Source organism: Vibrio sp. Vb1574, assembly GCF_033338675.1.
On sequence record NZ_JAWOTC010000013.1, the window covers coordinates 1 to 26,938 of the forward strand.

A 26,938-nucleotide genomic window follows, 5' to 3' on the forward strand; every position below is an offset into this window, starting at 1 on the left:
GCTCGACTTGCATGTGTTAGGCCTGCCGCCAGCGTTCAATCTGAGCCATGATCAAACTCTTCAATTTAAGATTTTGTCGGCTCAATGAATACTGAACATTCCTTTCGCTAATAAATAGCAGAAGTAATGTTTGAATTGACTGTGCTCTTATTGGTTTTTACTTTTGAAAAAGTAAAACAAAACAGCTCAAGGCTGCTTCCCAATTCAAATGGTCACTTCGTTTCATTGAAACCTAATTTGATACCGCTTTCCGTTAAGAAAGAAATATCTAATTGGATTATCATCAACGAGTGCCCACACAGATTGATAGGTCTATATTGTTAAAGAGCTTGCTTTGCGAGAAGTTTTTCTCTCAAAGCGGAGGTGCATTCTAGCGATTTAGTTGTTAGTGTCAAACACTTTTTTAAACTAATTTTTTGTAGAAGCTTTTTACCTCTTCGACCCTGCTGAAGCCTTGTGACGTCTGCTGTGTCGATGGATGCGCATTATAGGGAGAAGATTTTCTTTGGCAATACTAAAAATGCATTTTTTCTAAAAAAACATGCCAAATGGATACTTTCCATCCAACCCTAAAATTACCCAGAAATAACACTCAGGATTTATACAATTTACCCACAAAAAGCTGTGGATAACTACTCATCACTATCAAAGAAATAAGAAATACGCGAACGCGGATTTAGATACTCTTTTACTTTATCCGGTAATTTTGACGGATGAATCGCGTTAACTATCTTTATATCTTTTGAGGCAAGATCAATGATTGGCGCTTGAGTCCTTGGTACTGATGGATCGTAAACCAAGACATTCGGGAATAATAAATGCGATGCATTCACTGAGATAACCAGGCCGACCATATTATTAGAAAGCTGAACTACGGTACCCGGAGGAAACACGCCCATAAACTTAATTAGGATGTTCATGTTCTCTTCTTTATATAGGTGTTTACAGTTCTTATATAAATGAGAGAGTGCGGTATAAGGAATCTTTTGATCTGAGACTATCGGTGTATGACACAAGTTATCAAACGCATTGGCTACAGCAATAATTTGAGCAAACTCGTTGATCTCATCTCCTTTCAGGCCTTTAGGATAACCAGACCCATCTCTTAGCTCATGGTGCTGCGCAATCACAATTCTCGCGACTTCGGGAAAAGCCTCGATTTGACTCGCAAGATCGACGCCATATTTAGTGTGCAACTTTAAGTAGTTGGTTTCTGGCTCTGTTAGAGGTAGTTGCTTTCTTAATATTGCAGTCGGGATTTTTATTTTCCCGATATCATGGAATAGTGCGGAGAAGGAAAGCTCTTTCAACTGTGCTGCTGAGTACCCTTTAGCACGGCCAATCATCATCGAGATAACAGCCACGTTCAATGAGTGGAAATAAATATCTTCAAACTCATTTTTTCCGTTCATCAGATGTAACGTAACATTATCATCGCACATTAACTTCTCGACGATATCTTCAATAAGAAGCTTTGCTTCATCAACTGCTGCTGTCGGACGGTTACGGATTTTAGTCATGACTGAACGCATACGTGCCAGAGAGCGCTCAAACTCTTTTTCACACTGAATCACGCGTCGACGGTATGCACTTAACTTTTCTATGCGGTTCTGTTTTTCTTGCCACATTTTTTGAGTTTCATGATCTAACGACGCTTCATTTGTTACTCTGTCAGCTTGTCTTTGATCAACAGGGAGTGGAACGGCATCGCTTTGCTCTGGATTAAAGTAAACGAACTTTACGCCGAGGTGGCGGATCATCTCGACTTGCTCTTGGTCTTTAATCTTAAAGCTATTGAGTAGAAAGGGGTGATCGTTCCACTTTAGCGGAAGACGGATATGTAATCCGGGTTGAATACGATCGACCGTTAGTTTAATGGCTGCCACTTATTCACTACTGATTTATATTTCTTAAGAGAGTTAGAATACTAGTAAATTTTGTGAATAAATTCATCAGTAACTATCAAAACATCAAACCGTTATTTCTAAGCGACTCACTTAATTAGATAGAAGTAAGCTACTTTAAGGAGCGATCTGCTTTGCGTATTTTAAGCTTGGCCTCGAACACTGGCTTGTCTATTACTTCTTGATCTTTGACTAGCCCCATTAACGTTTGTACCGCTACACGGGCCATGTCACTGATAGGAAAGTGCACTGCTGATACTGTAGGGTAAAGACTTTCACAAAGATCAACACTGTCATAGCTAGTTAATGAGATTTGCTCTGGTACAGAAATACTGTGCTCGTGTAAGTACTGCATTGCGCCAACCGTCATTTCTTCACTGCACGAAAAGACAGCCGTCACATCAGGGTGTCGTTGTAAAATTGCAGCCATTGCATCATAACCACTTTGCCGACCATAATTCCCTTCTTCACACCAGCTTTCATCAATATCTATACCAGCATCCTTCATTGCATCAATATACCCAAGCTTTCTCAATACACTGTTATGACGTTGGGATGGACCGGCAATACAAGCAATCTTTCGATGACCACCAGCTAAAAGGTGCTCAACGGCAATACGGCTTGCATGATGATGGTTAAAGGTAACACAACGCTCTTCTATTCCTTCCACGTAGCGATCCAGGAGAACGAAAGGTGTTGGCTGTTTAGCTAATTCACGTAAGTCATCATCTGACAAATAACGACTATGAAGTACATAGCCGTCACAACGTAAATCATTAAAACGCTGAATTGCCTCTTTTTCACCTTGTGCAGAATGATGGCCTTGAGCTGTAATCAAAAACTTCTTATGAATATCCAGCTCGGTCTGAACCTGCTCCATCATCTCGCCAAAGAAGCCCCCCGTATAGTAAGTCACCAATAACCCAACCATATTACTGGATGAGGTTGCGAGTGAACGAGCAATTGCACTAGGACGATAATTCAATTGCGCCATAGCTTGCTCTACTTTTTTTCGAGTTTCCTCGCGAAATTTCCCCTCTCCATTAATAATTCGAGAAACGGTAGAGCGATTTACACCGGCGAGTTCGGCTACATCTTTAATCCTTGCCATAATGCTATTGGGTCCAACTGCAATTGTTATTAAATATTCGTTTGTGTAGAACGGCTGCCAGCAATTCGTAAGGTGCTATAGGGGGCGAAGCTGGCAGCCTTTAATCATACACCGACCATTTGATTGGTAGAAACAAGCTCAGAGTAATCCGTGACAGTTATGCCATGATGAGCTAACTGTTCTTTTAAAATGGGAGAGGTAAGAACTTGTAACTCTAGCTCTCGCTGAAGCGCATAGCCACTCTTTAAGATAAGCGCCTGATCGGCCTCTGCCGGGTGGCACATCACCTCAACCAAGTCATAGTCAGCTTTTAAGCTCAATAGATGTGCCATTAAGCCATCCAAGCTCACTTTTTGATCATAAAACTCATCAGTAAAGATATACCTGATTGTCATCGATTCTTGACACAAGCCAGTGCCCCGCAGTGGCACTCTGTATTCATTCGCTACTTCTTTAATAACGGGCAAAATTTGAGGGTGAGTATGCGCGTGATGATGGCTATCTAAGTGGCTTAGCTCTAACCCAAGCGATAAAAAATGTTCCACCTGAGCTTTTGCTTCATCATAAATGACCTGAGTTTCGAAATCCTGCTTACTCCAAAGTTCGTCATAGTTGATAAAGTGCGCTCGGCCGTTGGTCAAGTTAGGATGCTTCGTTATAGGCACACCTGCTGTAAACCTAAGATGAACGCCAATTTTCAAGTCTGGATTATGGCGAGCTAGTTCTAAGGCATGTTGCTCAGCATCCATACCCACCATCATGGTGGTTGAATGAACCACACCTTGCTGATGAGCTTTAACGATGCCGCTATTTACACCTCTCGTTAAACCAAAATCATCAGCATTAAAAATGACTTTCATCGGCGCCCTTCCTTAGTCTTACAACGTCGTTAGTTTAAATTGAGGTAAATACGGAGCGTTCACCGCTAGGATATCATCCAGGATTGACTTGGCGCGGCCAATGTCAGGCACCAATGGGTTATTGGTTAATGCCATAAGCGCCTTGTCATAATTACCTTCGACAGCAGCTTCTATTGTTAGCTGCTCATACGCTTTAACTTGATGGAGTAATCCTTTGATATTGTTTGACAACTCGCCAACCGCAAGAGGTTTCGCCCCCCAGCTACCAATCACGGCACTACATTCAATCACAGCATCGTCAGGTAGGCCGTTGATCGCTCCATTATTTAAAACGTTAACAACATGAATACTATTACGATTGTTATAAATTGAATCAACTAGGTTCAGTGATGCATCAGAATAATAAGCACCACCCCGCTCCTCTAACTCTTTCGGCTTATGATCGAGGGTAGGATCTTGATAGAGCTTAAATAGCGCATTTTCTGTTTCCATTACCTGCTCAGCACGAGTGCCTTTTTCATCGGCACTTTGTTTCTCTTCAGCAAGCATGGCATCAGTTTGGTAGAAGTAACGATGATAAGGACATGGTATCGCCCCCAGTGCTTTTAGAAATGCCGGATCCCACGGCTCTTCCCAGATATTCTTCATACTGAAGTTGGCACCATCACCGACTTTCTCTAATACCGTTTGAGTAATATCTTCCCCATTGAGCCATGCTTTGTGTACCCACACGAGATGGTTTAACCCAGCAAACTCAAGTTGCAGCTCTTTTGGCTCGCACTCCATCATTTCTGCAATCATCATTTCCATTGAAACGGGCACATTGCATAAACCAATACTCTTTACTTTGGTGTACTTACTGACCGCTTCGGAAACTAAACCCGCTGGGTTGGTGAAATTGAGCATCCATGCGTTTGGAGCCAACTCTTCAATGTCTTTACAGATATCAAGAATGACCGGAATGGTTCGCAGTGCTTTAGCAAAACCACCAGGGCCCGTTGTTTCTTGGCCGATGACGTCGTACTTGATTGGGATTCGCTCATCGTTAGCGCGTGCAGCAAGGCCACCAACACGAAACTGCGTCATCACAAAATCCGCATCTTTTATCGCAGCACGGCGATCGAAACCGGCTTTTATCTCAATTTTTGCTCCGGCTTTATCGACCATTCGCTGAGCCAATCCTTTGATGATCTCAAGCTTCTCAGCTCCTGACTCAATGTCCACAAAATGGATTTTCTTAACGGGTAAATATTCTAAGCGCTTAATAACCCCTTCAACCAATTCCGGGGTATAGCTACTACCACCGCCAATAATGGCAAGCTTGATCGCCTCTCTAGACATTTTCATCCCCCTTTATTTGTTCGAGATTTTTTTGTTCAGTGCGACGATTTCTACAGCCATCTCTTGAGCCAAAATCGTAGTCATTAGGTGATCTTGAGCATGCACCATCACTAACGTCATCGGGACTTTCCCTTCTCCCTGATCTTCTTCAATAAGCTGAGTCTGTATTAAGTGGGCTTTATTAATGCACTCTCTTGCTTGAGAGAGCTTCTCATCAGCCGCTTCAAAATCTTGTTCTCGAGATAAACGCAATGCCTCGTAGCTTAAACTTCTGGCTTCACCAGCATTGCAAATGATCTCCATTACAACCAATTCTTGTTCCATCATTTTCTCTCCGAAAATCGGGCCGCGGTAATTGCGGCCCATTAAGCACAGTTAAGCAGTAACGCCTTCGCCTGACGGCTGCGTGTCACCTTTAGTTTCCTTCGTCGTTGGTAGTTCTTGCTCCAACATTTGCTTCTCAAACATTTTGAAGAATGGGAAGTAGATGATTAGATCAAGAATTAATAAACCAATGACGAGCAATACTGGCGCAAAGGTCCAACCGCTACCCCACGAAGCACCTATCAGTGCCGGTGTTGTCCAAGGTGTTGTAGCGACACCCATACCCACAAAGCCGACATGCACAGCAAAATACGCAATCGTAGCGTTGATGACTGGAGCGAAGACGAACGGGATAAACAAGGTCGGGTTCATCACAACTGGGCTACCGAAGATCACTGGTTCGTTGATTTGGAAAAAGCCAGGCACCGCACTCATTCGACCAATGCTCTTAAGGTGAGCAGAACGGCTAAACGACATCAGCATAACAAGAGCAAGTGTTGCACCAGAGCCGCCAATAAAGATGTAAAAATCCCAGAACGGTTGAGTAAATACATTTGGAATCGGTTCACCTGCAACAAAGGCTTCAATGTTGGCACCAATGTTGGTCAAAAAGATTGGAGAAAGCAGTCCAACAACAATTGCAGCACCATGAATACCCGCAAACCAAAGCAGCTGGCAAAGCAATAAAGCGCCAATAATGGCAGGCAATGAGTTAGACGCACTAATTAGCGGTTTAAAGATAGCCATAACAGCATCTGGAATCAGCATGTCGTACTGGTTTTGTACGAAAAGGCTAAGTGGATATAAGGTAATGAATATCGCTAAGACTGGTAGCAATACTTCAAATGATCGCGCAATCGCCGGTGGCACCTGCTCTGGCATGCGAATCGTAATATTGTGCTTTTTCATAAAACGGTAGAGCTCCACCGAGAAAAATGCACACATCACTGCGGTGAAGATCCCGGTTCCGCCCATGTGAGACATAGACAACGCGCCATCTTTAGCTGGGGCCGCAATGAGTAAAAAAGACATTAGTGACAATACAGCACTCGTGATCCCATCCATCTTGTAAGCCTTCGCTAAACTATAAGCAACGCCCAGCGAAACAAAAATGGTCATGATCCCCATCGACATGTTGTAGGGCATCATTATGGTATCAAAATGTGTAGTGGCGAAATCGAGCCAAATTCGACCAAAAGTAAAGGTTGTATCTTCGGCAAATGGGGGGAATGCAAAAATCAAAATGAAACTACCGACAATAATAAACGGCATTGCGACAATAAAACCGTCTCTCATTGCGCGAACATGGGGCTGATTCCCCACTTTAGCTGCTATAGGGGCTATATGCTTTTCGACTGCGCCTATAATTGCGTCATAAAGCTTCATAGAATCCATCCTTATTTTAGACAAAAGAATCCCGCATCAAATATTTATATTTGATGTACAGTTATCTTTTTAATTTAAAACTATAGTTTAGTTAATTAATTCTAATGCTTGCTCTAGTACTTCTTCTCCCTTCATCATTCCATAATGCTGAGGAGAAATAGCATCAATGTTTTTACCATGCTCTTGCGCCGTTTTTCTTAGCTCTTCTAGCTGAAAACGTACTTGAGGCCCGAGAAGACAAACATCGTACTCTTTAATTACATCTTCAAACGCATTCACTGACATTGCATCAATTTTGCACTCAATTCCTTTATTTTCAGCAGCTTGCTCCATTCTCTTAACAAGCATACTGGTTGACATCCCTGCGCTACAGCATAAAAGGATCTTTTTCATAGCCTTACTCCCGTTGTGTAAATTTCAACCTGTAAAAACTGTAGCAAAAATAACCAAGACAAAAAAGCGCAACCGGTTGCATTATTCGTGAACACAATCCCAATTTAGAAAATACCACCTATTTTTTTGTAATTATTTAGGTCTAGGATAAAAGTCATAAAATAATTTAAGACATCACATTAAGTTTCAAATTATCAATATTTTACTACTGACAACGTCGTTATTAATTTCTTAAAAGGAATAGAGAATGAAATTTAATAAATTGGCTATTGCAGCGCTTGTAAGTGCCGCACTATCACAGCACTCATTTGCTCAAACCGACTCTAAAGGCACCATTTATCTAACGTTTGATGATGGACCAATCAATGCATCTATTGACGTTATTCAAGTACTTAACCAGGAAGATATCAAAGCGACGTTTTACTTTAATGCTTGGCATTTAGATGGAATTGGTGATGAGAATGAAGACCGTTCGCTAGAAGCCTTAAAGCTCGCATTAGACACTGGTCATATTGTCGCGAACCACAGTTACGATCATATGGTTCATAATTGCGTTGATGAGTTTGGACCGAACAGTGCTGCGGAGTGTAATGCGACCGGGGACCACCAGCTTAACTCGTATCAAGACCCTGTTTACGATGCCTCAATGTTTACGGAAAACTTATCTGTGTTAGCAAAGTATTTGCCGAACATTACAAGCTACCCGAACTACAAGGCAACAGAGTTTGCTAGACTGCCCTACACCAACGGTTGGCGCGTGACGAAAGACTTCAAAGCAGATGGGTTATGTGCCACGTCTGATGACCTGAAACCTTGGGAACCAGGATATGTATGCGATACATCCAACCCATCCAACAGTGTAAAAGCAGCTATCGAGGTTCAAAATATCCTAGCGAATAACGGCTATCAAACTCACGGTTGGGATGTGGACTGGGCACCTGAAAATTGGGGCATTGAAATGCCAGCAAACAGCCTTACAGAAGCAGAAGCATTTCTTGGATATGTGGATTCCGCGTTAAACACTTGTGCACCAACAACGATTAACCCGATCAACTCCAAAGCTCAAGAGTTCCCATGTGGTACACCTTTACACGCCGATAAAGTTATCGTTTTAACTCACGAGTTCCTATTTGAAGATGGTAAGCGTGGCATGGGGGCAACGCAAAACCTACCTAAGCTCGCTAAGTTTATACAGTTAGCAAAACAAGCGGGTTATGACTTCGACACAATGGATAACTACACACCGAACTGGCAAGTTGGTCATAACTACGACGCTGGCGATTACGTCTTACACCTAGGTACTGTATACCAGGCTGTAACAAACCATACTGCACAACAAGATTGGGCACCGTCTCCAACCTCTAGCCTCTGGACAAATGCGGACCCAGCCACTAACTGGACTCAGAATGTTTCCTATAAACAAGGTGATGTGGTGACTTATCAAGGTTTGCGTTATCTAGTTGATGTACCGCACGTGTCCCAAGCAGACTGGACTCCGAACACTCAAAATACCTTGTTCACAGCTCTATAGGCTGTTCCTACTATCACCATGTAGTAGTTTGCGCGAGGCATACCCCTCGCGCTTTTTTGTTTTGAAAATCCAGATACAACAAAGCCCCGACTTTCATCGAGGCTCTGTCTTAAAATATGGTACCGGTGGACGGAGTTGATTGGACTGGGCATTCCTGCCGCCACCGCGAAGGCAACGCTACCTTTCTTTTGATATTTACAAACACCTAAAACGACGAAAGGCCGCTATAAAAGCGACCTTTCTAATATGGTACCGGTGGGCGGACTTGAACCGCCACGCCCGAAGGCAACGGATTTTGAATTCCTCTTAACCACTTGTAATTACTTGCATTTAAGAGGTTTTTTTTGGATATCAAGGACCATGAAATAGGATTTTATTGGATCTTTTTAGCACGCGTTGAGCACAGATTTAAAATGGGAAAATGGTACACACACTTGACCACTCTTTGTAACACGTTTCTGGGCAAAACTGTTTTAGCACAATTAAGTAAAAATTATCTAAAGTATGACAAACTCGCTTAGATGGGTGTTCAGATCAGTATCCATTTATTTTATCATCTGAACTTATGTACCTCAGTTCTATTTCTACCGTTATGTTTTGCTTGGTAAAGTGCATCATCAGCACCTTTAAGAATGGCGCTAATCGGCTCTCTTTCGGCTAACCATTGGGATACTCCGATAGAAATCGTCACGTGACCTACGACATCAAACTCATTGGATTCAATGGACTTTCGAATTCTCTCGGCAACGTACTCAGCCTGACGTATGTCTGCTTTAACTAAAAAAACCATGAACTCTTCTCCGCCAGATCGGCAGACAATATCCACCTCTCGCGCCTGCGCCTTGATCATATTTGCCACACTGATGAGTAAAGTATCACCGACATCATGACCAAAGGTATCATTCACTTTTTTGAAGTAATCAACATCCAGAGCGAGCACAGAAAATGGAGTGTTTTGTATACGCAAATTATCAATGGCCTTATCTAAACCTCTGCGGTTTAACAACCCAGTCATAGAATCAGTTAAGGTATCGAGGTGCAGTTGATCAATTGTGTTGGATACAATATTGAATGTACTGACGAATGAACGCTTCAGGTGTGACGCTTCAAAATACCAAGGTTTCACTTTATTTAAGTCTCGTTTAGTCGAAGTGTGGCTTTCAAAGTTTTTGACGACACTCGCTAATTGCCATAATGGTTTTGAGATAAAAACCGAAGATATCCAAATAATTAAAAGCGTGAGCGCACCAATTGGAAGCGTTGCCACAAATACACTCCACATTTGGTCATTAAGCACTGACAGAGTGAGGCTTTCCGATTTCGCAGCAACTATCCCCCAACCAGAATAATTGACTGGTGCGTACCCAGCAAGCATATCAATACCCTGAGAGTTAATGATAACTTTCCCACCTTTCTCTCCCTGAGTCACCTCATTTATTGCTTCATTATTGACAATGACTTCTCCCACTCGTTGTTTATTAGGGTGATAAATCAATGTCCGATTTTTATCCACAACATAGAGGTATGACCCATCTCTGTAGCCATGGTGCCCAAGTATGCTCATTAATATGTTTTTCTTATCGAGATAAATGCTCCCGCTAACGTAACCTAAATACTCTTTTTGTGCGGAGAAGATAGGGTACGAAATACTTATTAGATAATTACCTGCCGGGGATACGAACGGATTCGTGACGATTGGAGCCTTAGCGTTCAACGATTGTAGCGAACTGTCTGTTGTTAATTGGACACCTTTCACTCGTGTTGTTTCTGGTGAAACGGAAATGATGACCCCTTTCGCATTGACGATGACTACAGAGTTAAAAGAGTCAGTTTGGGTTCTTAATCGATCTACTTCTTGTTGCAACGCATCTGAATCACCTATCCTACTCCCAAGCGTAAGTGCGCTATACTCCAATTGAGACAAAACTGATTCAATGAAAGTGTCCGTTATTTCGGCCATTTTTTCAGCGTAAACACGATTGGATTCAATGGTGTTGGTGACAATGAGGTCATGTTGGACACGATATATGGAGTAAAAAGCGTTCAGAAGAGTGACCAATACACTAAAGATGCTTAGAATCAGAATAAGTTGCCTCAAATTCAACTTGTCTTTCATCCGTTTTGATTCACCCACATATTCCATAAATTAAGTCACCCATTGGTTTATTCGAAGTAATAATACGTACTACTGCACATGTGTTAAATCAAGTTTTAGTAGATTTTGACATTTCTGCATGAGATATGAAACTCTTATACTGGCTTATATCTATTTTGAAACTGATATGGCCGACATAGATAGAAAATAGAGCCAGTAGCTGACCAAAAAACAAGCATCAAGATCAAAATGCTAGCCGATACTTGAAGGGTTCAAAAAAGTAAAACTTATATTTAGAGGGTCTTGATGCTACTAAACATTAGTTTTCATAGTAAAACTATATGTTTAATGTAGCATTTTAAACAGTTTAAGTGATGTGTCACTAGCTTGATATTCGATGTAATGATAGGTTAATCATATAAGTATGACCTTAGTCATGGGCAGTACACGAGTAATACTGTGGTCTATATGAAAAAAAAACTCCCTCACCTCCGCTAAACTCGTTTTTGCTTACTTTGTATTCGCGTCACTGTGGGTTTTATTCTCAGATAAAGCGGTAGAGCTCCTATCTAGTAATCTACAAGTATACACGTTGGTGCAGTCACTAAAGGGTATGCTATTTATCGTGATCACGTCTCTCTTGCTATGGGGGCTGATAAAAAAGAACAACCGAGATATTGAACGGGCCAATGACATTGACTATGTGACAGGCCTGCATAGTCCCTACGTCTTTTTTCGCTATTTGGAGCAAAAGTTCAGTAGTGCCAAAGAAAATGAACATTATGTTCTCTTTCTTCTCGATATTGACAACTTTAAGCCCATTGCCGATCAACTCGGCTTTGAAAAGAGCAATCAATTTTTAAAAGACATAGCACAATCTATTAGTTCGTCTACTGTCTCTCCACTTTTCTCTTCAAGGACTCATTCGGATGGGTTTGCTTGCTTGATTCGCATGCACGACGAGAAGCAAATTGACAGGCACCTAGCACTTATTCAAAGGCAGTTTAGCCAGCACTCAAAACGTCATGGCATTGATGTAACGTGCTCTATTGGTGTTGCGCTCTATCCATTTGATGGAGAAAGCGTTAAACAGCTCATGTCGTCAGCCAAATATGCGCTCGCTCAAGCAAAGATAACGAAAAACACTATCCGGTACCACGACAAAAAACTCGCTGAGCAAGATCTCCAAAGAAAACAGATGATTGCAGATCTACGTAACGCAATACGAAAAGAACAAATACAGATCGTATTTCAACCAAAGTATCATCTAAAAGATAAGAGAGTAACTGGAGTTGAAGTGCTCTCTCGCTGGAAACACCACCAACATGGAGATATATCTCCTGCTGTATTTATCACGCTGGCAGAAGAGAACAATCTCTGTAGTGCTTTAACAACACTAGTTATCAAGCAAGCATCAAAACAACTTAAAGAAACCCAGCTCCTAGGATATGCCATTCAAAGCGTATCGGTGAATATTTCTGCTACTGAGATAAATAGTGTCGAAGACATGCGCCAAATCGAAACTTACTTAAAACAAGACCGTGATTTTGCGCAATACCTATGCTTTGAAATCACAGAGACAGCTACGTTAAAGGATATTGAGCAATGTGCAAGTCTAGTAAAGAAACTGAAGAAGTATGGTGTAACATTCTCCATTGATGACTTTGGTGTTGGCTATACCTCATTTGGCATATTTAATAAATTAGACGTTGATGAAATCAAGATAGATAGTAGTTTCATCAAAGACATTGCTATTGACTATCGATCAAGAGCAATTACTTCCGGCATCGTTGATATAGCCAAGGGGTTTGGGATTCAAGTCGTTGCTGAGGGCATAGAGACCCTTGAACAGCTGTGTATTCTTGAGGAGTTAGACTGTGAACAAGCTCAAGGGTTTTATCTAAGTCGCCCAGTCCCTGTTACGGCATTAAATAAAAGCTTAAGTATGATGTAGCATCGCAAAGTTCACATACTTAGAAGCTGTTTATCGTTTGACAGATTAGTGAGATAAACCATGGAATTAGTAGGCTTTAGGTAAACCCAGTTAAGGTAATTATTTTACCAGAGAAAGAAAAATCCGAGTGCTTTATCAACACTCGGATTTTTGGTTTAAGGCGTTACTTGATGACGCCATTCACAACGCTACGGCAAATTAATGCTCTGCACCTAGAATGATCACATAAACGTCTGAGGAAACACTGCCGTGTGTTGTCCACTCTCCAAGCCCTAGCGAATCGTAGTGTTGTTCTTGAAGTAGTTTTTTGACTGCAATACCTAGGTTATCGTAGCTCCAAGACGTCATCGCGATGGTCTCTTTGAGGTTAATAGGCGTATTATCAGCATCTTTAGCATTAGAAATGACAATGTTGCCATCCACATAGTCCCACGTGCCGATACCGACACTTTGATCGTCTTCTTTCACATTGACGCTACGCTCACCATTTTCCAGCTCGTAGAATACGTAGCTTTGACCCTGTTTTTTCAGGGTAAAGCTTTTCGAGGGTTGGTTTCTCACCAAGGTTGTCATTGCCGACTCGATGTTCATCGTTGTATTGCTGGCGGCTTTATAGTCAGAGAGCACTGTTTGATACTGTTCAAGGCTCGATAGAGACGTTGGGATATCGTTTTGCCCCCCAAGAGTCGTCACCCATAATACAAGACTGGATTCCTTGATGCTCAATACGTGCTGCTAGTGGTGCCATTTTATCGGTAAACTCAGGTGCCAGATCGGCAGAAATAGTGTAGAACTGACCGTTGATTAGGTCGGAGTCTTTCTTCTGAAATCTTGGTAACCACCCCACCACCTGTACGCAAACTAAACATATAGAAGCATCTCAGCAACCGCTAAGCCTTAAGCCATATTCGCCCCACAACTATAAATAGAGACGGCAATAGTTACTGCGCAGTTCTTCCGGCAACAGGCTCACCAACTCAAAACACAGGCAACAAAAAGGGAGCAGTCACTCAACGCAACTACTCCCTTCTCCCTTCAAAACACCAATTCGGACTACTTTAGCTCATAGAACAATTCGGTCAAAACAGCTTCACCAACTTGTTCCACTAACCGTTCAACAAAACCATCAAACTCATCAGCAAACCCAATTTTCGCAAGACCAAACTCAGCGGCAACTTGATCCAACGACAGATTGCGAGCCCCGCCCTGATTCTTAGCTCGACGAGCCTCATCATTCAGCGAGGTAACGGCTTTACCCAAATCACCACCAGCAGCCAGAGTGGGATTAGCAAGCAACAAATAGCGCGCAGATGGATAAAGTTTGTTACCGTAGAACATTGGTTTGGACTGACCTTTTAACTTCTCACGCTCGGTGTGTGCAGCAGACAGCGCTTCCTCTACAGATATGCCAGCCTTTATGCGGTTCATCAGCGTACTTTGCGCCACACCTAGCTCTCTAGCCGCTTGGCGCATACTTGAGTACTCGGTGCCGTCTATAACAACTTTCTTGCGGTAGTCACCTTTAGGGCGCGCTTCTAGTTCAAGGGCTTGCTCTAGTGTCCAGCCAAACTTGGTTATGCGTTCGTTGACCAGTTTAGGATTCAAACCATAGTGACGTGCAGCAGCAGTGCGAGAAGGGAACTCAACACCCTCCACAGTCAATATTTTAGTATTTTTCATCGGTATTATTCCTGTAATTCAGAGAGTACAAAGCCCCACAGGAGCAGAGAGGGCAAGCCTCTCAGCCCCTGTAGGGCTACTTAATGTTTAGTTAGAATGGTGCGTCGTCATATTCAGGGGTTTTACAGTCACCGAGGCTGACCTTGGATTTAATCTGCTCATATAACGCCAGCATTTCGCGCACGAGTTCTGCGTTCGGTCTCGGCTGTCCGTTAGGTTTCACCCAGCTCTGTTGCTTCCACTTCGGTGCCCATTCAGTGAGCGTTTTTATCGTCGCGGCATCCATCCCTTTAATCTCAATAGAACTCACCTCCTGATCTAGCAAACTTTTAGCGATGTTTAATGTGTGCATACAGAGCTGGTAGCGCATTGCTGATACTGTAGATTTCTTAACTTCAAATACTTGCGTGTCACCACCTACAACCGAAACAGTCGAACCCTTACCGCCAACACCAAGCTTACAGGTAATGGTCTTTTTCGTAGGTCTTGCTGTGAAAGTACTCAAAAAGCTTAAATCTTCTTTTGGTCGAGAATTACTGTATCGATTTCTCTTAGGCTTACTGCGTGCAAGGCGAGCATCACGTTCAACTACTAACTCCTGCAAGCATTCTTCGGCTTGTTTGTAGGTGTAAGCCCCCTTCTTCTTACCACCGGGTTTAGCAATAATTTTCTCACATTCAGTCCATGTTTTTACGATACGAGCTATGTTGTTATTTACCGATGCGTAAAAGTTAAATTTTTTATTAGCCATAATAATGCTCCTTAAAATTTTATTGAGTTAGCCGCCGGAATGACGGCTGTGGATTTGAATAAATGTCATTGCGTGTGAGGTTGGGTTTCTTATATCCCCAACGGTGCAATGGTTGATTGGTAAAAAAGCCCTTTGAGATAAGGGCTTTCGATAGGTCAATATTTACGATCTCAACGGGCGTTGAGAGCTTCTCGCAGTGAGGAACGAGATTCAGGGTTGAAGAGGATTTCAACTTCGAAGTCAGGAAACTTCGAGACTATTAAGCGAGCTAAACTGATGGTTAGCTCAGTCATCGGTACAGCGCCTTCAATCAATTTGGCGTTCTTAGCACTACGAACAGCGGTCGCTTTAGTCAGATAGCCGTTATCTGTTAACCACTCAGCTAATGCTTTGGCGGTAATGTCCTTCTTTCTCATGCCATTTTTCTCATGAGCATAGAAACGCAAAAACAACCGCGCCATTAAGCTTTCCGAAGTCTCATCAGCCTTTAAGCGAACGTCTTTGTGACTGGTACTTTCTGCCATTACTAAACGGTCTTGCCATGAACACCAATCATCAAAGTTTTTTAGAACATGAGACTTGCGCCAGCGATCAAAGCGCAATCGTGTAAACAGCATCTCATCCAAAGACTTGTGTGGCTTGGTTTCAAGCGCAATATGACTCCGTCCTTTCACGTCAACCATTACCGGATTTAGGAGCTGTCGCTTTTGATCATATTCCATATTCAGGAAGATAGACCGCTTCTCAAGCATCAAATCCTTATGTTCTAAAAAGCGCATCCGGTTCGGTGTCAGGTAGCTACCATCAACTTTGTCACCTGGTTTACGGGTTAAATATTTATCCACCATATAAGCACTTTGGTCATTGATGGTTGGATCGACTTTAACGCCACCTTTAGCCAGTATTGGCTCAAAACCTTCACTCTCTATAACGGTGTACTGAGCACGAGTCTTAGCACCGATCAGTTGCTTCGCTTGATGCTTGAGTTCTAGTACTTCACCGCCAGTTGGGTCTATACGGTGGTAGAGCTCTCGGAACCGCTGACAAATAGGACCTTTTAAGTCTATTTCATTCAGATCAGCATTAGTCAGGAAGCCGTCTGTCGTCACTGAAACAACAACCTTGTCATCGGGGATGCTATGAAGCATTTCCCCCAACAAGGCTCTAGCTAAGCCAGTCGTGTAAGCGGCGAAAAATGGGTTGGTCAAAGTCGATGGTGGTAGTTGTGTAGAGTAACCAACTTGGATATCGAACGACCTCTTTGGGCGCAACGATTGAGCTAGCTTTCCATAGCAACTATTCAACATTTCCTTAGTCAATTTCTCGTCAAAGCTATTTTTAACTAATGACTTACGCCGTTCTCGCCCCCAGCGCATGAAGTCTTCGAAGATTCGTTTATCATTCTTCCAGGGCACGACAAACGCTTGCTTGATGATAATTTCTGCACCTTGGCTATAAGCAACTTCAAGCTCATGACCTGTACAGTGCGTCTCACCCGATAGCGGAAATATCAATCCATACTCAGATCGAACGGCTAAACTTGGGAAGCGAGTATGTTCAGGGAACTTAAACTCAACCCAAGCCAAAGCACATTTGTCTCCAAACAGCTCTTTCAGATCTCTGGTCATGTACATCTGGTCGTAATCTAACTCTCGCAGACCTAGCGTAATCGCCGAATAACATGATGGAACGTCATAATCTCGCCAAGTATCAATAGGAGTAGGACCAGCGATAAATGACTCGTTGCGTCCTCCATGGTAGGCCATGGTCGAAAAATGCTCTAATGTCATGCGAGCTGTTACAGGCACATCACGAGTTATCGTTAGCGGTTTACTTCGGTCAGAAGGCCACACTTCTTTAGTCACCTTCTCAAAACCAAACAAACCACGGTAACCGCGCTTATCCTCCAAACTATTAACAAAGGCTTTAACGGCAATACCACCGATGGTGAACGGAACCGAATTTAGACCGAGTGTATTTTGACAGAAGGAAGAAACACGCTCGAAATGACGAGCACTGATAATTGAATCAGTAATTGCATACTCAGCGAATTTCTCCGGTTGTGCTTCCAGAAACTCATCCATTCGAGAGATAGAGTAAGGCTCTGGGATTTCTACCTTTGGAATCTTCAATAGCTCTCCGACAGAGGCTAATGATGATCCATTGGGTGAAAGCAGCATGGTGTCGTAAAACGTGATATACAAGGTGTGTCGATTGCGGGATTTGTCGTGAACATTGAGAGGCTCTTTATCGATACGTCGAGACATGACTTTATCAAGTTCTAGTCCGTATACGTCATCAAGACTCGCCACCGTCTTACGCAACCCTTTTACGTGGGTCTTTAACTGATCAAAGGCTTGGCTGAAGTTAAACAAATCCGCCGATAGCCAATGGGCGCACAAAATGATGTCTGTCGGCCACTTATCAAGTACTTCATCTTCCATCGCTTTTTCTATAGCCTGAACCAAGCATTTGTCCAGTGCCAGCCGTCCCGATTTTTTGGTCGAATCAGGGAACAAGATAATAGTTGATAACTTGCCCTGGAACAGAACCGCGAATTGGTAGCTCAAGATACGGTTGTAGCCTCCGCATTCAGACTCCACATACTCAGTATCCATGGCTATCACGGGACGTTCAAAGAACGGTGTTGCCTTTCGCTTTTTACGCTTGGTTTGCTTCTTCTTTTTGGGTTTGCGGAGCACTATGGATTTAGCTTTGCGCTTTACGCCATCAAAAGAAGCAGGCTCACTCGGTTGAGCTTCACCCCAAGCACTTACCGCTTCTTCCTCAGTCCAACCGGATGTTGCTAGGTTGTCCATGCTTAAGTCAGAAGACTGCTCTAACCAATTAAAATTTTTACTCATTAGGTTTACTCCAGATACGCAAAAAGATGCCCGAAGGCATCTTTTTGAAAGGGTTAAAAGATAGGTCTTATCGATATTCTGACCAGTCCACCGTTGGCAAATCATTGCCTTCAGAAAACGATATCAGCGCATCAACAATCGCATCTCGTAAACCGTCTAGATCTGAGTATTCTTCGGGAGTAAACATCGCGAGTAGGTTATCGCTATTCGTCGCCGTAATCAGAAGCGCTCCAGACTTACCTGAAATGAAAGCGTTGGAGATCGCACTCGCGTGAATCCAGCTTCCACTTTCCAACATCAAGCACTTTCCTTTCTCTGGCTTCACCGCTTTTAAGATCTTATCGAACAGCTCACCAACTTGATCGCCAGACTCGTTAAGAATCAAGTGACAGTTCTTATCCAACACCACTAAGCGATCATCAGACGCTAATACTGTTTTGCCGTTAGCCACATTCGCGACACCAGATTTCGTTTTTACAAACATTGCGTTCATTTTTTATTTTTCCTTCTAAAATTGAATTGTTAAAGAGCAGCGAAGAAGCTCGCTGCCCCCTCGAGAACAACCAAGCGAGAGAATCGCTGCGTTGCTGAGGTCCATATTAGGGATGAAAGAAAGCACTCAACTAAGAAGGGAATAGAGTCGACAAACCACAAAACAACTGACCTTGATATTTAAGACCAAAGAATCTCAAGCGGAGATCCCCAGTCACGAAAGGCGCTAGAAGAAATATCAATCGTCAATGCTGTGATAGTAAAAAGCTCGATCTTCGGTACACTTTTGTTTGATTTTCATAGGCAGATACTAAAAAGCCCAAAGGCGTCCTAACGGACGCCTTTGGGCTTTTATCTCTATTGAGAGATATTACTGTGTTAATGCATTGTCATCTCTTTCTCCCAACGCTCAACCTCACTACGCAAGAAGCGCACACTGCGGCCTATGCGCATCACTGGCGGTAAGCTTTTAGGGTTGCGAGTTACATTAGTTCGTACGGTTGCCGGGTTTAAGCCGTACATTTCAGCAAATTCTTCAATTGTTAGTACTCTGGACATGTCGAACTCCTTAATCGATTTGTAAGTTAGGTAGCATGGCGTCAACGGTCTGCTGAGAGGCTTGCGCTAAATGGGTATTTTGATAGTAGGCGTAACGCTCGGTGACATTCACATTGGAATGACCAAGGCTTTGCTGCGCGAGACGGATATCGTTCGTCGCAATCAACATTTGGGTTGCGTAAGTGCGGCGAAGATCGTGGATAGTAAAAGGTGCGTCCAGACAGCCTTCTTGCTTCATGGCAAGCTGAATGCGCTCCATACAAGCGCGTGGGTAGGCAATGTGCTCACCTTTGTTCTTTAACGAAGGGAACACCCAATCGTTGAACGACACTTTGAGACATTTACGGATCAGGCGTTTTGCTGGCTCGGAGAAATAGACGCGCTGTGATTTACCAGACTTAGTCATCAGCAGGAGCGCAGAAGAAAGGTCATCCGCAAGCATAGATCGAGTCAGGCTAATCACATTACCAATGCGCATACCTGTCAACAAACTCAACATCAGCGCACTCGCATGTAGAAAGTTAGGTTCAGCACACGCATTCCGACAAAAGCTTTCCGCTTCTTTCGAGGACAACACTCGGTCTTTCGCATTGTTCTCCACCCTCTTTTTAACGCCCTTTACTGGACTTTTATCGATAATCTCGTGCTCAACCGCCATCGAAAAAAGTTTCGACAAGAAGGCGTGATAGCGGTTAATAGACGCATGACTTAAGTCAGTAAGTGAATTGAGAAACCGCTCAACATCACGGCGAGTCACGTCCGTAACACGCTCTTTACCAAACGCAGCCATTACGCGCTTAGAGCGGGATAAAAAGGTCTTAGAATCGCGGTGATGATTACGACTGTATGGAAGTACAACGTCATCAAAGAACTGTTGTACAGTCAAACGCGACCCCTTCTGGTATGCCCCAGACTGAACATCAGCGATAAATTGGTAAGCCAACTGATTGAATTCAGCAAACTTCATTTCGGGGTAAGTCCCAAACGACTCGTAGTAACGCTTTCCTTTCCAGCCAAGGCGAACAATCCAGCGCATACTCTTCGCGGTCACAAGTACGCGCAATCGGGGGTTTTTCTTCCAAGGATACTCAACACCTTGCTCGCCCTTAGCAGGACGAGGCAAGGCGTTAAGTAACTTCTGGTTCATTTCTATCGGTGTAGTGCTCACAATATCTCACTCCGTATAAGTAAATCGTGAGCAAAGATTAAGGTGACACTGACTGAAGAGTGCCGACCACACGACTCCCTCTACAGACCATAAAATATGATGCACCGTAAGAAAAAAGAGTTCATACAAAGAGATTAACTAGTTAGTATGCACAGATTAAGGAACCATTTTGTTTGATTTAATATGCCTAGAAGAAAACCCGTACTCTATGAAAAAACGGTTTACCTTTTCACGCCAAAAGCTAAACCCTTATCAATTCATAACAAGCACTTGCTCATCATTACCCTACAGCGGCTATTTGGCTTCAGTCCTGATAAAGCTACCGCAGCATTGGAAAGTGCCTTTAAAAAAGCAGGGTTACACCAGTCGTTCCCAAAGCGTTCCGCACATTCCACTTATAAAACTAAGCACATTAAAACGCTCAAGCCATTGAAAGAATTGTCAAACAAGAAAAGAATTGCGCTCACTTTAATCGAGAGCAGCATTGTAGAATTGGACAGCAGTAAAGACGAGGCATACCAAGATATAGAGATGCCAATCACGGTAGATATTCTAGACTTCCCACCCTGGTATAAACAAAACCGAGAATTTATCCAGCTCTTGGGAAACTTCATTTCAACCGAGCGAAAGTACGAAGAAGAAAGCCATCAGTTGCTTCTTGAAGCCGTACGCAGAGCATCACCACCAGCAGAAAAGCACCTAATAGAAACGAATCTCAAGTTCTACAAAAAACATATTGGTCAACCAAGTACCAATAAAGTAGCTAACAAACAGCTCTTAGATGCCAAACTCGTTATCTTTAACACCATTAACGACGAGGTTGATAACAAAGATAGTAAAGCTGATACCAAAGAAAGCAAAGAGATTGAGACAACCACTCATAATTACTTAGATTATTATGACGATACGCGTGGCGAAACTGACGAGAAAGACGACGAACAGAGCACGTACCTTATCTATCTCTTGGTTAAACCAAGCAAAAGTATCAAATACATCCCGTTCAAAATTACCAACCTAAATCCGCTCTACAAATATCTTAGTAGTAGAGACAGCACTTACTCAGTGTATGCAATTAAAAACCGTAATCAATTAACGCTCGAACTCGTTATTAGTGACAAAAGTCGAATAAAATATAAAGCCACCATCGAGCAAGACTTTCAGCAAGACGTACCTAACCCGTTTACTGGTCAGATATTATTCAATAAGTTCAACTTTTGGGAGCCATCGTTACCTGACAAAAAACACACAATTGTTAGACAAAGAAAAATTCACACATGTAACGTAAAGCTCTCAACATCGGAGGGACATATCGGCAAACGCAGCATAAGATATATCTTGCAACGTATGCACCAATCGCTCTCGCTGACAGAGTTTCACGATATCGTTACACCCAAAATGTTCATTGAAAGACCTCAAGCATATAAAACGAAACCTATCTTGCTCACATGGCCGTGTGAAATTAAGAATGGTATTAATTCCCCAACGGGCTAAATGAACACAGAGGAAAAAGCCCGACGAGATAAAGGGAAAACACTTCCCATAAGTTACGATAAAGAAAAAAGTAGGGACAAACCATCCCTACTATTTCTTTAGTCAGCCTTGCCCCAAATTGCACCAACGATCCCCCCTACGACTACGCCAACAGGAGTGCCTAGAGGATGGGGAACCTTTGAGCCTATCATTCCACCAATAATCATGCCCTTACGAGCTCCAGATTCACTTAACTCAACTTCATATTTCACAGAGCTATCACGTTCAGGGTGATATACCTTAATAGCGCTTTCTTCGGGGAGTGATTCCATATAGCTTCTCCTTTTCTCACAGGTACGAAAAAGGGCGACACCATTGCTGATATCGCCCTTAGATATATTCAAATTATCAAGATAACTTAATCATCGTCATCATCAGCCATGAAGTCACCGCCGAGCCAACCATCGTCGCCCGGTTCCATGTCGAAGTCCTGACTGAAGCCAGAATCTTCTGTGCCATCATCATAGTCACCTTGGTCTTCTGTCCAACCGCCCATAACGAATACTCCTTCTTAGCTGTAATCCATTGCGCCGCATGTATCACATGATCCGCCCTTACTGACCCAACCGGGACAACCTAAAGAGCGGCATGAATAACCTGATGCCATAAGTGGCTTAATGAATGTCACTTTCATTATAGTTTCCTTTAATTGACGTTGTAGTAAATCTACGTTGTGTATTATCCCACTGCGCTCGGACAGGGTATGTCCAAGACCGCAGAATGAGTGTGAAAATAGTCATCGTCATTGCCCTGCCTTATCCGATGAAAGCTATGCCAAATCTCAGTGCGCGACGGTTTGAAACATTTAAAAATGTTTTGCCCTCAACCTGTCCAGAGGAAACCGTACGCTAGTAGCATGAGCGATAAGAGTGAAAAGCTAGCTTTAAGACTAGGTGACATATTGACGAGATTGTTTATGGGAGAAGTGCTCTCCCCTGAGCAGTTGGTAGCGGATTATCAGGTAAGTGAGAAAACCCTGAGACGCGATTTCAATGAAAGGCTAGTCAACGCTCCAATTATCCGCACCAATGAGGGTTATCGGTTAGATCCGGTAACTCGAAATAATGGTAATGCGAATACCAACAAGGTACTGCACGATACGGGTTTGTCTGCGCTACTACCTAATCATTACAAGTTCAACGGTCACACCCCCGTTCTGTTTAAGAATCCACGCTCCGAATCCATCGGGAAGTTCGATGCGCTGTTTAGACAGTTGACCGAAGTTATTACCACTCACTCTGTTATTGACCTTACCTACAATGGCAAAACGTTTGAATCTGCCCATCCCTATCGCTTGGTGAATGACCGTGGTATCTGGTTCCTCGCTGCGACCTACTGTGACCAGCTACATTCGTACCGACTGCCGAATATTTCACGGATTCACCGCAGGGAAGATAAATACAAACCGAGTCAAAAAGTCCACGAGGAGATATATAAACAAGGGATGGAGTGGCTAACTCCGGATGATGCAGAAGTGCTTGTACAGGTTGATAGGGAAGCAGCTCCGCACTTTCTTGAAGGTATGATTCTTCCCCACCAGCAGCTATTGAAAGAACTGAGCGACGGTAGTTTGTTGGTTAGCAGTCGAGTATCAAGATTGAGCGATATCTTGCCTTTGTTGAAGTCTTGGATACCTCAAGTCGAGGTGCTTTCCCCTGTCAGCCTTAAGCTTGAACTGATACGCGATCTCCACGCCACATTGGATCGTTACAAGTAGTCAACACGTTTTAGACTACTGAAACCGATCAGCTTACTGAGCAATTAGATCATGATGATCCAAATACTTTATTTGCTGTACATGAGTATCGTTTCATCACGATGCCACGTTAATAAATAACGCCCTAGTGTTCTCTCTAGAAGCACAGCTCCAAGACACCAAAGAACCACGACATAATGTCGTTTCACTGCGCCGCTAAAGCCCCTCCTAACCATCAACTTGCCACTATGTACCGATTTTGAGCTTACCTATGTGGAATAAGCGAAAGGGGTGATTTAGCGAAACCTCAAACCGATACCGCGCAAGGGAAAACTCAAAATGATGCCATTTTTCGTCGTTAATTAGCAAACACTAAAATAACTCCGGTAGGAGAAGTAATTTAATAGGGGTATAACCATGATGTCTGATGCACGAACTCTGCTCCAAATCACTCAGTCCAGTCCGTATTTTTACCTAGTTGATATCGCTAACTTGTTAAGCTTCACCGTCGTTGGCTATCTACTGGGTATGATGACTGGATAAACAGAGCCATGAATTGAACTTGTCACTATAGATTCCGGTGACAAGTTCCTTTTGTTACACCTAGCCTGTTTTAACTAGCTTCTGAAAATAGGTGAAAAATTTGAGTAAAAGTTCATTTGTGTCAATCCATTCACGAATATCGTTATAAATCTATCAGTTAGACTAGTGTTTTATAAGTGAAGCATGTTTAATCCGCATATCGAAACCAAAACAAAATAGGTACAAAAAACATGTCTATTTCATTCAATAAAACAGAGCATCTACTTAACGACTGTCAAAGTGAGAAAATTGCCAAGTGTGCGGCAGCAGCTTGGGGACATGAAGCAACGATGGGAACTCAAATGTTTTTCGCAGAGTCGGATCACTACTCGATTCAGATGGCAGAAGAGCATTTGGAAAACCCAGAAAGCCAAGAAGTTATCTTCATTGACTTTCTAGCTTACAGCGACCATGAAAAGTCACGCACATCTGCGGTTGTTTACGAGAAAGAAGACCTCGTAATGCTTTGTCATTGGTTTTCATTTGGGGATGATGAGGAAGAGTATTTTGAGCCTGGATACCCTATGACCACTTCCGGATTCTTCAGCTACCTGAACTCTCTACCAAATATAAAGAGACATGTTCACCCATCGGCACTAGATGACAAGTATCAGCTAGGGTTGTCTCTACTGGACGAACTAAGTCAGTAAGTTATACCTAATTCTGTTTGTACTGGGGGGTACATTGGATAAGTTGTCATTTCGTATGGCAACGTTGAAAATACCCTAGTTTTCGCGCCAAACTACGAACATAAGATTAAGGGGCGCCTCTCGTCGCATAATAAGGGCTAGCCTTTACCCCTAGCAGCAGAGATAGCATCAGACAAATCATTCTCTCGGTATTTTATATAGGCTTCCCACCCCTTACTGCTCCCATTGCTTCGACATAGCAATGGGAGCTTTTAATAACAAAACACCAGTGTAAACCAACCAAACTCGTTAAAATTAACGCTCCCTTCCATGGTGTTTTCACCGTTCATTGCAATCCAGCAACTTCATCCCCTCTGAATCCCGAAGGCAACGGATTGGGTAAACGTTGCTAAAACTTGCCCCAATGAAAAAGGCTTCCCATCACACCATGATTAACATGGAGCAATAGGAAGCCTCTGAGTCACTAGGAAGTGAGTAACCAATTTTATGGTTCATATACGGTGCTTTCAACTTGGTTCCAGACGAATGGACTAATCCACCGTGACTTTTATCTCATCGAACACGCTCATTTCGACGTAGCTGAGAAAGTTGGATTCCCACATCGAGTAGAACTCCATTACCTCACTACTTGTTATCGGCAGCTCCGGAACATAGGAAAAACTTGCTGTTCCAGATGAGAAGTTAAAGTCCACCTCTTTAACCAGTTCGGGATAAGGACCACCGCAATACGTAAAGTCAGTGATGTAATCAAAGATCCACTGGTCGTAGAGGCGAACAAGCCTTATTTCAACAGGGTGCCAACCGCCGTTTTCCGAACTATAGGATGAATCTCGGAAGTTGATCACCACCGATTGGATCATGGGTGTCCATTTGCCTGATTCGCTGATCACTCGGTTTAAAGCATCTTGAAGATCGACACTGACAGGCAGCAGTAATCGCTCAACGTCAAAAGTTAAGTTCATAATAAAATCTCTTTTAGTTTGTTAGGAATGCACTCTTGTTAAGTGCTCGATATGAAAGCCAGAATTGACTTGGTGGTAAGAATCGATGTGCTTTTTGGGGGGTTATTTCGCTTTGGTTTCAGCGTCAACTAGAGAGAGAATTTCATCTCGACGTTGCTCGTAGTCAGGCGCTAGAACGTGGAGAAACACTGACTTCTCCGACTGGATGATAAGACCAAGTCCCCTGCAACAAGCAGCCATAAAACCAGCGTTGTTCGCTGACTGTCCAGAAAACACACACTTCAGCACTGAACTCTTGAACGGCTTATCACCCTGTACATCTAGCACAGCGGTGATATCTTTAAGCGGGATCATCTCTTTACTATGCAGTCCAGAGCCCTGATTTCCAGTCATACGGATATAGAGTTCGTTTTCCTCGTCATGTAAGGCGATTTCATAGAACACATGGTTCTCTGTTTTCGGACTTAACTTCTTCGCTTTTCCCTCGCGCACAATATTAGCGAAATGGTCTACTGGTTGATCGTCAGTGACCGTGACTTGTTCATTGCCCTCTACGATTTCAGGTTGAACTGTTTCTTGTTGTTGGTTTGATTTACGTGCCATAGGACACCTCCTTTGAGATGGAATTGTTCAGGTATAATTTGGTTTTAAGATTCAGCTTGGTCAGCTAACTTGGCGACAGGGAACGTTGGACTGTTAATTGGAGCGCAGCAGTACACACCTGAGCCCTCCATGGTCACTATGGCGACCGCTAGAAGCCAAGGACAATCATCGTCGTTTAACAACAGCACCCATTCTGGGTAATTAGTAACAAAGCGAAGGAAGTGCAGATCTTCCTCAGATTCTTCATTCAGTTTTTCGTTGGTATCCCCTTCCTCAATCAAGTACAAGGTCGTACCAACTTCATCCCAGAATGCTTTGGTGTTTTCTTCATCACCGAATGGCTCTATCAGGTGTTCGAGTAGTTTTGCTTTCACACCATCAGGCATTGGCAGTGATTGAATATCTTCAAACTTGTTTACTGTTTTCATTTCTAATCTCCGTTTAAGAATGAAAAAGCCCCTGTTTAGCTCGTCGCTAAACAGGGGCTTTTCTAATGTCATTTC

27 protein-coding genes and 1 rRNA gene are annotated in these 26,938 nt (G+C 43.0%); 6 read left to right on the forward strand and 22 right to left on the reverse strand.

Annotated features, from left to right (window positions below; genetic code table 11):
• From R7O12_RS11085 to R7O12_RS11120, 8 genes are all read right to left on the reverse strand, one after another.
• Positions 1-67 (reverse strand): 16S ribosomal RNA (locus tag R7O12_RS11085); the annotation flags it as partial.
• Between the two features lie 565 nt (positions 68-632).
• On the reverse strand, positions 633-1,886 hold the full coding sequence (locus tag R7O12_RS11090; RefSeq protein ID WP_318106184.1) for an HD-GYP domain-containing protein: 1,254 nt from the start codon (positions 1,884-1,886) through the stop codon (positions 633-635).
• Between the two features lie 130 nt (positions 1,887-2,016).
• Positions 2,017-3,015 (reverse strand): LacI family DNA-binding transcriptional regulator, encoded by a 999-nt coding sequence (locus tag R7O12_RS11095; protein ID WP_054702626.1) that lies wholly within the window; start codon positions 3,013-3,015, stop codon positions 2,017-2,019.
• A gap of 104 nt (positions 3,016-3,119) precedes the next feature.
• On the reverse strand, positions 3,120-3,875 hold the full coding sequence (gene chbG, locus R7O12_RS11100) for a chitin disaccharide deacetylase (protein ID WP_054579416.1): 756 nt from the start codon (positions 3,873-3,875) through the stop codon (positions 3,120-3,122).
• 18 nt (positions 3,876-3,893) lie between these two features.
• Complete coding sequence (locus R7O12_RS11105) at positions 3,894-5,216, reverse strand: 6-phospho-beta-glucosidase (protein WP_005381048.1); 1,323 nt, start codon at positions 5,214-5,216, stop codon at positions 3,894-3,896.
• Positions 5,217-5,228: 12 nt separating this feature from the next.
• Positions 5,229-5,540: a PTS lactose/cellobiose transporter subunit IIA gene (locus R7O12_RS11110; protein ID WP_031777269.1), complete on the reverse strand. Its 312-nt coding sequence runs from the start codon at positions 5,538-5,540 to the stop codon at positions 5,229-5,231.
• A gap of 51 nt (positions 5,541-5,591) precedes the next feature.
• On the reverse strand, positions 5,592-6,926 hold the full coding sequence (locus tag R7O12_RS11115; protein ID WP_318106177.1) for a PTS sugar transporter subunit IIC: 1,335 nt from the start codon (positions 6,924-6,926) through the stop codon (positions 5,592-5,594).
• An 87-nt stretch (positions 6,927-7,013) separates the two neighbouring features.
• Positions 7,014-7,319 carry a PTS sugar transporter subunit IIB gene (locus tag R7O12_RS11120; RefSeq protein ID WP_318106175.1) on the reverse strand — a complete coding sequence of 102 codons (306 nt, stop codon included), beginning with the start codon at positions 7,317-7,319 and terminating at the stop codon, positions 7,014-7,016.
• 247 nt (positions 7,320-7,566) lie between these two features.
• On the opposite strand from R7O12_RS11120, the gene R7O12_RS11125 reads away from it, so the two are divergent.
• Positions 7,567-8,850 carry a carbohydrate-binding protein gene (locus tag R7O12_RS11125; RefSeq protein WP_017821842.1) on the forward strand — a complete coding sequence of 428 codons (1,284 nt, stop codon included), beginning with the start codon at positions 7,567-7,569 and terminating at the stop codon, positions 8,848-8,850.
• Positions 8,851-9,403: 553 nt separating this feature from the next.
• Here R7O12_RS11125 and R7O12_RS11130 read toward each other — a convergent pair.
• Positions 9,404-10,966: a sensor domain-containing diguanylate cyclase gene (locus R7O12_RS11130; protein ID WP_213912453.1), complete on the reverse strand. Its 1,563-nt coding sequence runs from the start codon at positions 10,964-10,966 to the stop codon at positions 9,404-9,406.
• Positions 10,967-11,558: 592 nt separating this feature from the next.
• Between R7O12_RS11130 and R7O12_RS11135 the strand changes: the two genes are divergently transcribed.
• Positions 11,559-12,899, forward strand: coding sequence for a putative bifunctional diguanylate cyclase/phosphodiesterase (locus tag R7O12_RS11135; RefSeq protein WP_250157701.1), 1,341 nt, complete (start codon positions 11,559-11,561; stop codon positions 12,897-12,899).
• A gap of 198 nt (positions 12,900-13,097) precedes the next feature.
• Here R7O12_RS11135 and R7O12_RS11140 read toward each other — a convergent pair whose 3' ends face one another.
• The 7 genes from R7O12_RS11140 to R7O12_RS11170 all read right to left on the reverse strand — a co-directional run bounded on the left by R7O12_RS11140 (position 13,098) and on the right by R7O12_RS11170 (position 20,412).
• Positions 13,098-13,625 (reverse strand): hypothetical protein, encoded by a 528-nt coding sequence (locus R7O12_RS11140; RefSeq protein WP_318125835.1) that lies wholly within the window; start codon positions 13,623-13,625, stop codon positions 13,098-13,100.
• 327 nt (positions 13,626-13,952) lie between these two features.
• A complete protein-coding gene (locus R7O12_RS11145) occupies positions 13,953-14,579 on the reverse strand; it encodes a hypothetical protein (protein WP_213912434.1) in 627 nt (208 codons plus the stop codon).
• Between the two features lie 91 nt (positions 14,580-14,670).
• Positions 14,671-15,330 carry a hypothetical protein gene (locus R7O12_RS11150; protein WP_213986437.1) on the reverse strand — a complete coding sequence of 220 codons (660 nt, stop codon included), beginning with the start codon at positions 15,328-15,330 and terminating at the stop codon, positions 14,671-14,673.
• Positions 15,331-15,500: 170 nt separating this feature from the next.
• Complete coding sequence (locus tag R7O12_RS11155; protein ID WP_318110753.1) at positions 15,501-18,194, reverse strand: hypothetical protein; 2,694 nt, start codon at positions 18,192-18,194, stop codon at positions 15,501-15,503.
• Positions 18,195-18,261: 67 nt separating this feature from the next.
• Positions 18,262-18,687: a hypothetical protein gene (locus tag R7O12_RS11160; RefSeq protein ID WP_065274879.1), complete on the reverse strand. Its 426-nt coding sequence runs from the start codon at positions 18,685-18,687 to the stop codon at positions 18,262-18,264.
• Between the two features lie 377 nt (positions 18,688-19,064).
• Positions 19,065-19,244, reverse strand: coding sequence for a helix-turn-helix domain-containing protein (locus R7O12_RS11165; protein WP_005484891.1), 180 nt, complete (start codon positions 19,242-19,244; stop codon positions 19,065-19,067).
• A 10-nt stretch (positions 19,245-19,254) separates the two neighbouring features.
• On the reverse strand, positions 19,255-20,412 hold the full coding sequence (locus tag R7O12_RS11170; protein ID WP_318110752.1) for a tyrosine-type recombinase/integrase: 1,158 nt from the start codon (positions 20,410-20,412) through the stop codon (positions 19,255-19,257).
• Positions 20,413-20,595: 183 nt separating this feature from the next.
• Between R7O12_RS11170 and R7O12_RS11175 the strand changes: the two genes are divergently transcribed.
• On the forward strand, positions 20,596-21,903 hold the full coding sequence (locus R7O12_RS11175; RefSeq protein WP_213912437.1) for a hypothetical protein: 1,308 nt from the start codon (positions 20,596-20,598) through the stop codon (positions 21,901-21,903).
• A 98-nt stretch (positions 21,904-22,001) separates the two neighbouring features.
• Here R7O12_RS11175 and R7O12_RS11180 read toward each other — a convergent pair whose 3' ends face one another.
• The 3 genes from R7O12_RS11180 to R7O12_RS11190 form a co-directional block, all read right to left on the reverse strand.
• Positions 22,002-22,214 (reverse strand): hypothetical protein, encoded by a 213-nt coding sequence (locus R7O12_RS11180; protein ID WP_005484882.1) that lies wholly within the window; start codon positions 22,212-22,214, stop codon positions 22,002-22,004.
• A gap of 86 nt (positions 22,215-22,300) precedes the next feature.
• On the reverse strand, positions 22,301-22,438 hold the full coding sequence (locus tag R7O12_RS11185; protein ID WP_023585706.1) for a hypothetical protein: 138 nt from the start codon (positions 22,436-22,438) through the stop codon (positions 22,301-22,303).
• Between the two features lie 15 nt (positions 22,439-22,453).
• Positions 22,454-22,576 carry a hypothetical protein gene (locus tag R7O12_RS11190; protein WP_276449501.1) on the reverse strand — a complete coding sequence of 41 codons (123 nt, stop codon included), beginning with the start codon at positions 22,574-22,576 and terminating at the stop codon, positions 22,454-22,456.
• 222 nt (positions 22,577-22,798) lie between these two features.
• Here R7O12_RS11190 and R7O12_RS11195 point away from each other — a divergent pair, with 222 nt between their 5' ends.
• The 3 genes from R7O12_RS11195 to R7O12_RS11205 all read left to right on the forward strand — a co-directional run bounded on the left by R7O12_RS11195 (position 22,799) and on the right by R7O12_RS11205 (position 24,870).
• On the forward strand, positions 22,799-23,659 hold the full coding sequence (locus R7O12_RS11195; protein WP_069543714.1) for a helix-turn-helix transcriptional regulator: 861 nt from the start codon (positions 22,799-22,801) through the stop codon (positions 23,657-23,659).
• A 396-nt stretch (positions 23,660-24,055) separates the two neighbouring features.
• Positions 24,056-24,181: a hypothetical protein gene (locus tag R7O12_RS11200; RefSeq protein WP_256900693.1), complete on the forward strand. Its 126-nt coding sequence runs from the start codon at positions 24,056-24,058 to the stop codon at positions 24,179-24,181.
• Positions 24,182-24,411: 230 nt separating this feature from the next.
• On the forward strand, positions 24,412-24,870 hold the full coding sequence (locus R7O12_RS11205; protein ID WP_025767633.1) for a hypothetical protein: 459 nt from the start codon (positions 24,412-24,414) through the stop codon (positions 24,868-24,870).
• A 530-nt stretch (positions 24,871-25,400) separates the two neighbouring features.
• Here the strand turns inward: R7O12_RS11205 and R7O12_RS11210 are convergent.
• The 3 genes from R7O12_RS11210 to R7O12_RS11220 form a co-directional block, all read right to left on the reverse strand.
• Positions 25,401-25,832, reverse strand: coding sequence for a DUF2787 family protein (locus tag R7O12_RS11210; RefSeq protein WP_025796205.1), 432 nt, complete (start codon positions 25,830-25,832; stop codon positions 25,401-25,403).
• A gap of 102 nt (positions 25,833-25,934) precedes the next feature.
• Positions 25,935-26,435, reverse strand: coding sequence for a hypothetical protein (locus R7O12_RS11215; RefSeq protein ID WP_213912439.1), 501 nt, complete (start codon positions 26,433-26,435; stop codon positions 25,935-25,937).
• A gap of 44 nt (positions 26,436-26,479) precedes the next feature.
• Positions 26,480-26,863: a hypothetical protein gene (locus tag R7O12_RS11220; RefSeq protein ID WP_129153031.1), complete on the reverse strand. Its 384-nt coding sequence runs from the start codon at positions 26,861-26,863 to the stop codon at positions 26,480-26,482.
• Positions 26,864-26,938: the final 75 nt, after the last annotated feature.